This is a genomic window from Rhizobacter sp., assembly GCF_031412495.1.
In the GTDB taxonomy this organism is placed as follows: domain Bacteria; phylum Pseudomonadota; class Gammaproteobacteria; order Burkholderiales; family Burkholderiaceae_C; genus Schlegelella_A.
The window spans coordinates 1-2,435 of the sequence record NZ_JANODC010000336.1 but is presented as its reverse complement, the minus strand read 5'-3'; the positions used below and the strand labels follow the sequence as shown (position 1 = coordinate 2,435).

Below are 2,435 nucleotides of genomic sequence, written 5' to 3'. Positions count from 1 at the left end.
ATGCTGCCCAGGCCCAGCCGGTCGCCCCCGACCTCTCCGTGCTGAGCATGAACCTGCGGGGCTTCGCGCTCGATGCCAGCGGCCCGCTGCCGTACCGGCTCGCCGCCCGCGTCCCCGTGCGGGCCGCCGGGGCCGGCACGGCAACGCGGGCGGCGAGCCGGAACGGCAGCGGGCCGCTGGCATCGAGCGCGAAGCCGCGCAGGTTCAGGCTCAGCTCGGAGAGGTCGAGGGCGACCGGCTGGGCCTGGGCAGCATCGGCGAAAGCGACGCGGCCCTTGCCGAGCTCGAGCTCGTCGACGGCGAGGGTCCAGGGCGAGCTGGTCCGAATCCCTGCGGGGGCGGTTGCAGACGCGGACGCGGGCGTCGGGTCTGACGACGACGCCGTGGCCGATGCGGATGGGGTCGCTGGTGCCGATGCCGAGGCCGGCGCTGGTGTGCCGGCCACCGTCCAGCGCTGGACGTTCCATTGCCGGCCGGCGTCGCGCGCGAGCCGCACGCTCGGCGCGAGCAGGGCCAGCCGGCCCACACGCAGAGAGCGTGCGGCGGTGTCGAGGCTCGCCGCCGTGACCTCGATGCGGTCGGCGGCCAGCTCCGGCGCCTTGGCGCTGCCCAGGCGCAAGGCGTCGATGGCGATCCGCTTCGCGTCGACCCGGATCGTGTCAGCGGCGCCGCCGACGCCGGGCCGCCACGCGACGGTCACGTCGCCGCTCAGGTTGCCGGCCAGCGCCGGCGCGAGCACGCCGCGCAGGTAGGGGGCGGCGAGGGCGAGCGGCCAGGCATCGAGCGATGCGTTCACGGCCGCGCCGGCGCCGTGGCCCTGCCCCGACACCGCCAGCCGTCCCTTGCCCTCGACGCCGCCAAGCATGCCTTCGCCCTTGAACGTCGCCGGCGCATCGAGCGGCCAGCGCAACCCGCTCGCATCGATGGAGACGTCGGCCAGCGCCAGCGCCGTCGCTGGCACGGTCACCGCGTCGCGCCAGTCGACGCGGCCGGCCCGCACCGACAGGGTGGCGACGGCGACGCGCCAGCGCGAGTCCGGCGCCGACGCTGCAGCAGCCCCGGAAGAAGGGGCTGCGGTCGAGGGCGCTGCCGCGGCAGGCGCGGAAGCAGGGGTCGCCGCCGGCGCCCGCTCCGTGGCACGCGGCGCCGCCGCCGGAACGAGGTTGAATCGGCCCTGCCGATCGCGCGTCGCCTGCAGCTGCGGCGCCTGCACGTCGACCTGGCCGATGCGCAGCAGGCCCTCCAGCGGCCGCAGCTCGTCGATGCCGATGCGGATCGCGGCGACGTCCATGAGCGGCTGCCCCGTCGCGTCGACGACCTTCAGCCCGGCGACGTCGACGGTGCCGCCGATGCGCAGCGAGAGCTTCGGCCGCTGCTCGAAGGCCAGGCGCAGGTCGGCGCCGAGCACCCCCTCGCGCAGCTGCAGCGGCAGGTTCTTCGGGAGGTAGGCGAGCCAGGGAACCACGTCGACACCCACGAGCCTGACGCTGGCCTGCCCCTGGCCGCTGTCGCTGAACGGCGTCGCCTCGGCGGCGGAGTCGAAGCGGCTGCCGTCGAGCACGAAGGCCAGGCGGGGCTGGACCTGGATCTCGCGCTGCGACGGCAGCGAGCTGACGAAGGGCACGCCGAGCTCGAGCTCGCGGAGGCGGTGGCTCGCCTTCGCGCCGGCGTCGAGCAGGTCCGCGCTGCCTTGCGTGACGACGATGTTGTGGACCGCGAAGCGGGCCGGTGCCGCGTCCTTGTCGGCAGCGAAGCGGGCGGCGAGACGCTCGAGGACGTCGTCGACGTCGAGCCGGCCGGCAGCGTCGCGGGCGATGCGGAGCGTGGGCGCTTCGATGCGCAGCGAGTCGACGACCGGAGCCCCGCGGAGCACCGATTCGATCGCCAGGTCGGCCTCGATGCGACGGACCGCCAGCTGCGCGGCGGCCGGCGTCGCCTTCGCGCCGGCGGCGGCGCCGGGTGGCTCGGCGCCGGCGATCGCCAGCGATTCGACGGCGAACGTCAGGGTCCAGGGCTGGAAGGTGACCGCACCGAGCGTCAGGCGGCGGCCCAGCGTCTCGGCAGCGACCTTTTCGGCGAAGTGGCGGACCAGCGGCGGCACGTAGAACCAGGCCGCGCTCCACACCAGGACGAAGGCCAGGACGGCCCACGCGGCCCGGATCAGCAGCCGGCGGGACCGATTCGCGGCGGCGACAGGCGGGCGTGGATCGGCGGGCAAATCCATCGACGCATTCTGCGTCGACGCGCGGCCGGCCTCAGCCGGTGAGCTCGAGGATGCTCCAGATCTCTTCCGCGACCCGGCGCATGTGCACGTCCGGGTTGGCTTCCTGCATGCCGGCGTCGTCGATGCCCTGGGCCGCGGCCCTCAGCTCGGCGAGCGTCGATTCAGACAGCAGGCGCGCGATCGTCTGCAGGACGAGTCGGTGCGCGACCAG

2 protein-coding genes are annotated in these 2,435 nt (G+C 75.1%); both read right to left on the bottom strand.

Annotated features, from left to right (window positions below; genetic code table 11):
• On the bottom strand, positions 1-2,224 hold a 2,224-nt coding region (locus AC30N0_RS12370; RefSeq protein ID WP_489518211.1), incomplete at its 3' end, for a DUF748 domain-containing protein.
• A gap of 31 nt (positions 2,225-2,255) precedes the next feature.
• A partial coding sequence (locus AC30N0_RS12365) for a hypothetical protein (RefSeq protein ID WP_489518210.1) occupies positions 2,256-2,435 on the bottom strand: 180 nt, incomplete at its 5' end.